This is a genomic window from Streptococcus sanguinis, from assembly GCF_003943655.1.
Taxonomy (GTDB): domain Bacteria; phylum Bacillota; class Bacilli; order Lactobacillales; family Streptococcaceae; genus Streptococcus; species Streptococcus sanguinis_F.
Genome location: NZ_RJMM01000027.1, coordinates 21,135 through 27,397, shown reverse-complemented (window position 1 = coordinate 27,397; position 6,263 = coordinate 21,135). Strand labels below are relative to the sequence as shown.

The 6,263-nt window shown below is 43.2% G+C and carries 6 protein-coding genes and 2 pseudogenes; all 8 read right to left on the bottom strand.

Annotated elements, in window-relative coordinates:
* Positions 1-90 precede the first annotated feature (90 nt).
* A pseudogene (locus D8886_RS11895) lies at positions 91-174 on the bottom strand (phosphoribosylaminoimidazole carboxylase); the annotation flags it as partial.
* A gap of 2 nt (positions 175-176) precedes the next feature.
* Entirely contained in the window at positions 177-869 is a 693-nt protein-coding gene (locus D8886_RS09950; protein WP_125435441.1) for an aspartate/glutamate racemase family protein, read from the bottom strand.
* A gap of 3 nt (positions 870-872) precedes the next feature.
* Entirely contained in the window at positions 873-1,100 is a 228-nt protein-coding gene (locus D8886_RS09945; protein WP_125435439.1) for a phosphoribosylaminoimidazole carboxylase, read from the bottom strand.
* Between the two features lie 42 nt (positions 1,101-1,142).
* A complete protein-coding gene (locus D8886_RS09940) occupies positions 1,143-1,820 on the bottom strand; it encodes a hypothetical protein (RefSeq protein ID WP_125435437.1) in 678 nt (225 codons plus the stop codon).
* 132 nt (positions 1,821-1,952) lie between these two features.
* Complete coding sequence (gene purK / locus D8886_RS09935; RefSeq protein ID WP_125435435.1) at positions 1,953-3,032, bottom strand: 5-(carboxyamino)imidazole ribonucleotide synthase; 1,080 nt, start codon at positions 3,030-3,032, stop codon at positions 1,953-1,955.
* Positions 3,019-3,507, bottom strand: coding sequence for a 5-(carboxyamino)imidazole ribonucleotide mutase (gene purE / locus D8886_RS09930; RefSeq protein ID WP_009660156.1), 489 nt, complete (start codon positions 3,505-3,507; stop codon positions 3,019-3,021). Before purE ends, purK begins: the two co-directional genes overlap by 14 nt.
* A gap of 235 nt (positions 3,508-3,742) precedes the next feature.
* A pseudogene (locus D8886_RS09925) lies at positions 3,743-4,924 on the bottom strand (ATP-grasp domain-containing protein).
* Between the two features lie 59 nt (positions 4,925-4,983).
* A complete protein-coding gene (purD, locus tag D8886_RS09920) occupies positions 4,984-6,243 on the bottom strand; it encodes a phosphoribosylamine--glycine ligase (RefSeq protein WP_125435433.1) in 1,260 nt (419 codons plus the stop codon).
* Between the last annotated feature and the right edge of the window lie 20 nt (positions 6,244-6,263).

The following is a 6,263-nucleotide window of genomic DNA, read 5'->3' as shown; positions in this document are numbered from 1 at the left end:
TAGTAACTACTCAACTTTTAGGTCAATCTCTTTACTAAAGAAAACAGGACTATTAAGATGAGATATAATAACATCCAAATAAGAACTGTTTCAATCCCCAAACTCAATAACACTATCCGGCGCATCACTAAACAAAGTTACATGCCCTACTCTACGGTTGCGCTTGTCTTCTATGGTCACTTATTTATCGCCCACTCCGCTGCTTTCTGTGCATGGATCACTGTTGTGTCGTAGAGAGGCAGGTCAGTGTCGGATTGCTTGACGAGGAGAACTATCTCGGTACACCCCAAGATAACAGCTTCAGCGCCTGCTTTTTTCAAATCATCTATAATGGTAAGATAAGTCTGCTTTGAGCTTTCTTTGATATCTCCTAGACAGAGCTCGTCATAAATGATCCGATTGACCTCTGTAATACCAGCTTGGTCTGGAATCAGCACTTCTAACCCAGATTCTATTAATTTCTCCTTATAAAAATCTTGAGTCATGGTGTACTTGGTTCCTAGGAGGCCGACTTTTTGAATACCGTCAGCCAACAAGGCCTGCGCAGTTGCCTGCGCAATATGCAAGATTGGAATCGTAATCTTTTCTTGTATCTGCGGAGCAACCTTGTGCATGGTGTTGGTACAAATAACGATGAAATCCGCACCTGCTTGCTCCAAGCGCTGAGCAATATCTGTCAAAAGTTGACCGCTTTTCTCCCAGTTCCCGACTGCCTGATAATGTTCAATCTCTGCAAAATCAACACTGTAAAGCAGAATCTTGGCTGAATGCAAGCCACCCAGCTCTTTTTTGATGGTTTCGTTGATTATTTGGTAGTAAGATGTGGTACTTTCCCAACTCATACCGCCAATCAGACCGATAGTTTTCATAGGCTAATTAAATTCCTCCTTGCTTATCGCCACCGACGGATAGTGTGGCAAGCTACTTAGAGCTGTATCCAAAGGCAAATCATAGATAGCCAGATAATTGTCTGGATATTGAATCTTTAATTCCTGATATTTGGCTTTTACTTTTTCATGGTCGGCGCTGGCAAAGAGCACTTCCACAACAGCAGTTTCTTTGCCTTCTTCCACAAAAGCATTGACGATGATTTGAATCATAAACCTACCTCTGATAGTCTTCAACCGTTTTTGTTGTATACATTATATCCCTGAAATAAAATTTTTTATAATATATTGCAACTTATTTAAAAAACCAACTATTATTTCATCATTTTCATCAATATAACGACTACTTTTCAAAACAATAATTACAAATCGCCTATCATAAGTAAAAGCTTGAACAGTTAGGTAATACACTAATAACACTAAAATTATCATTAACATTAATTGCCATAACCCCCCAATAAAGCTATTTTGTAAACTACTATTTTCTCCACCTAATAGTTTTGCAAGTTCTTCCTTAGAAACAAGATCTTTTAAAAAGTTAAGATATATCGTACTAGCAAATATTGAAATAGTAGCTAAAATACCACAACTCCAATTTACAAAACTATTTATTTTATTTAAGGAACTTTCTATATCAGAGACTAGTAACTCTATATATTTGGTTTCTAAAAAATTGCCTTTTCTAAAAGTTATCGTTAAATTCTTAAGACTTATTCTCTCAGAAAGAACATTTAATCTATAGAGCATTCCCATAATAAGCAATAAAATAAAAATTATAATAGAATCGCTAGTATTTTGTGAATACCTAACAGAGAAAACCAACAATAAAATTCCATAGAGCAACATATACTTTAATGCTTTGTTCATAAGAGAATCAACCAAACTTATTTGGCTTCTTAATAACTTTTTTATCTCAAAATATTCTAGTGGCATTTCACTTCACCTAAAAAATCAATCCCTTTCCAGCAGTAGTTGACTGACTTCTCTTGCTGACTTTATCAGATACGACAAGCCTAGTCAACTTTGCAGGGGTAAGACGACGGACCTTATAACTGGGGTCCTGTCTTACTCCCCAAACTCCTCCACCTCGTCCGGCACACTACTAAACAAGGTCACATGCCCCATTTTACGGTTGTGCTTCGCTTCTATTTTACCATACAGGTGGAGGTGGGCGCTTGGATTTTCTGTGACATATTTTTCAGCGGCCTCGACGTGCTGGCCGAGAACATTGAGCATAACGGCAGACGCATGCAGTTTAATAGTTGGCAATGGTGCTCCAAGAACGCCTAAAATATGGGTGTCAAACTGCGAGAAATCGCAGGCTTCGATAGAGTAGTGGCCAGAGTTGTGTGGCCGTGGGGCAATCTCATTGACGATGATGTCATCAGCTGTCGCAAACATTTCCACGCAGAGAGTACCAGAGAGGTTCAATTGTTCTGCTATTCGCACTGCCATGGCTTTGGCTTTATCTGCTAGCCTTTCCGAAATGCGAGCTGGCACGATGGTCTTAGACAAGATATTGTTGCGGTGAATATTTTCCTGAACTGGGAAAACTGTCACATCCTTGCCATTTCCGGACACGATGACGGAAATTTCAAGGTCAAAGTTGACAAATTCTTCCAAGACACAGGCTGCTGAATCGGCTAGCGCATAGGCTTCTTCCAAATCTTCTTCCGAGCGAATAACCTTTTGCCCATGGCCATCATAGCCACCAGTCGCAGTCTTGAGGACATAGTTTTTCGATAGGTCGATATCTGCCAAGTCTTGGCTGGAAGTCACGGCCTTGTAGGGTGCCACGGTGACTTGGGCCTTGTTTGCGAGAAAGTCCTTTTCAAAGATCCGATTTTGAGAAATGCGGAGCAGGTCAGTCCCTTGAGGTAGCTGACCATCCTTAATGACAGCATCCAAACCGTCAGCATCAACATTTTCAAACTCATAGGTCAGGACATCGCATCGCTCAGCCAGCTGACGCAGAGCATCCACATCATTATAAGGCGCTACGATAACCTCAGCCACGCGAGAGGCTGGACAGTCCGCCGCAGGATCGAGCGCGATGACCTTGTGCCCCATGTAGATAGCAGAAATGGCCATCATCTGACCCAGCTGACCGCCACCAATGATTCCGATTGTTTTAGATGAGCTCATTTGACGACTCCTCTGCGATTTTTCCTTGTTCTTCTGCAAAATCTGCTAGCGCTGCTGCTAGGTCTTGATCTTCAATGGCCAAGATCCGAAGGGCAGTCAGGGCAGCGTTTGTCGCTCCCGCTTCCCCAATAGCCATAGTTGCCACAGGCACACCACCCGGCATCTGCACGATAGAGTAAAGGGAGTCCAGACCGCTGAGAGCGCGTGATTTGACTGGTACACCAATGACAGGCAGAGTGGTTTTTGCTGCGACCATACCTGGTAAATGGGCTGCGCCTCCAGCACCTGCAATAATGACCTTGATACCGCGACTCCGTGCTTCCTCGGCATGTCTAAACATGAGGTCTGGTGTACGGTGGGCAGAGACAACTTTCTTTTCGTAGGCTACACCAAAGCGGTCTAAGACTTCGGCGGTTTTTTGCATGGTTGCCCAGTCGGATTTGGAGCCCATGATGATGGAAATAATTGGTTTCATATTAAGATACAAAGGGACGATTCGCTTGTGAAAAATCCCGTAGAAAAATAGGAAAACTAACAACGACGGTTACGTCTAGGCAGTTTTATCTTTTTTCCTAGGGATTTAGTCCCGTGTTCAGTTCCTTTCATTTTTATGTTATAGCATTTTTTGTTATTTGCGAAAATCCCGTAGAAAAGAATAAGTAAACTAACGGAATGTTCCTTTTTCTATTTGAATAAATGAAGTCATTTATTCAAAGATTTTTTAGGGTGGCTGCTTCTACACTGTAATGTTTAACAGTATTATTGACCAGTTTTGTGACACTTCCAGGATTTATCAATAATCGGATTATAATAATGGCAAGAGGAATAAAACTCAAAAAGTCTTTCCAAACTGGGGTTAAAACCTCTTCACTGTCACTTTTAAAAAGTCAGTGCCCTATGGTTTGTAATATCATTCTTCTGCTCTTGGTTCTTTCAGCAGTGCCGATAAGCAAAGCCATCAGGCTATGCGTCCCTACCCCTGCTTGCCCAACACTAACATCAGATTTGGAATAGCAGCCATTGGCTAACTCTATCATGATTTTTGGGAAGTTAACTCCTGCTTTGTAGGCATTAGCAGGTTCAACCATTCTAGGATTGCATTCTATGTAATAAAAATAACCGTCGGTACGTATAAAATCTAAAGTTAAAGCACCATGCCATTGTAAAAATTGACCTAATTTTTCGACATGCTCTCTCGTTTTCTCAGATTCTATACTTAATCTAGCAGCAGCTGAACCACCGGCACCAGAACCCACTTTAACACTAGAATGAACTGCAAGTAACTGACCATGATGAAATACTGCTTGAACCTGACCATAATCTCCGACTATGTCTTGCTGAACCATCCATTTTTCATCATTGGCTAATAAAACGTCCGCAGCTCTCGCCAAATCTTCCTTACTTGTGATTTTATAAACCAAACGACCGGCAGTACCATAGTCTGCCTTTAGCCAATAAGGATAAGGAAGAGAAACAGATTCTAAATTTTCCACACGCTCCCATTTAGGAATTGGCAGATTTAACTGATCCGAAATTTCAGCAAACGCAATCTTCCCAGCCAGCTTTTCAATTTGTTCTTTATCAGCAAGCGCTACTGGCAAACGAGTTGGTAAAAAATTTCCCCCATTTGCCAATAACCAGCCTTCCTCATGTGTCGGCAAAATAGCTGCATAATTTTTTTGATGAAGCAGCTGATTAACTTGTTTCAAGTAATCTAAAGGAAAACGATTTATATCAACTGTCGGAATTCTATGAGTGAGTCGACTGAATGTTGCAATAGAAAACTTATCAGGAGACAGGACATCAACTTTGTAGCTCTCTTTTAGCAATACTGTTAGAGTCTCTCTTGAAGTTAAGCTAGAACCTTCTAAAAATAGCAGTCTGTTTTTCATTTTTCAAACACCAGAATTCTATATTCAAGCCTCACGGCTCAAAGTTTAATACATTTGATTTACAAAGCCTTGCTTCCGATATCCGTTCGGTAAAAGAGACCTGTAGTGTCTTGTTTTTTTAGTTGGTCGTAGATTTTTTCCTGCGCAGCTGATACGGTATCTGCTGTGGTGACCAGCATGTAAACTCGGCCGCCATTCGACAGCAGTGCTCCGCTATTTTCCGCAAACTTAGCCCCAGCATAGTAGGTGATGATGTCGCCGTCTGTTTTGTCCGGCAGAGGCAGGCCTTTCTCATAGTCCAGCGGGTAGCCCTCTGAAGCGACAACCACGCCAAGGGTCACGCCCTCATCCAGCCAAGTGATAGCCGGCTCCTTCTTGTCCAAAATGTCCGTGATGTTCTGCGCAAAGTCAGACGTCAGGCGCGGCAGGATAATCTGGGTCTCTGGGTCACCGAAGCGCGAGTTGAACTCAATGACCTTAGGACCATCTGCTGTCAGAATCAGCCCAGCATAGAGCACGCCCAGATAAGGTCGTCCCTCAGCTATCATGCCTTCGAGAACTGGCTTGATAATGGTCTCAACCGACTGTTCCACCACGATTTGTGGCAGGTGAGGCACTGGCGCATAAGCTCCCATACCACCTGTATTGGGCCCCTTGTCACCATCATAGGCCCGCTTGTGATCCTGGGCCGTCGGCAGGATGTAAAACTTATCGCCATTGACAAAGGCAAAGAGGGAGAACTCCTCGCCGTCCAGGAACTCTTCGATAACCACGCGCGCACCCGAGTCGCCAAATTTATTATCCAAGAGCATATCGTGAGCTGCTTCGACCGCCTGCTCCACAGTCTCCGCTACGACCACGCCCTTACCCAGAGCCAAGCCGTCCGCCTTGACCACGATAGGCGCCCCCTGCTTTTCGATGTAGGATTTGGCTTCCTCAAAGTCGGAAAATGTACCATAGGCTGCTGTCGGAACACCGTATTTGACCATGATTTCCTTTGCAAAATCCTTGGACCACTCCAGCTCCGCTGCTAAACGAGAGGGACCGAAAGCCTTGAGCCCAGCTTGGTTAAAATCATCTACAATTCCAGCTGCCAAGGCATCATCTGGACCAATAAAGGACCAAGCAATGTCATGCTCCTTGGCAAATTCGATTAGTTTAGAATGTTCGGAAATTCCAATATTAACCAAATCCAACCCATCCAAGGTCATGCCATCATTTCCAGGAGCGACAAAAACCTGCTCCACATCCCGAGACTCCAACAACTTCTTGGCAATCGCATGCTCACGACCGCCTGAACCAACAACTAAAAGCTTCATAGCCAAGATACCTCAATATC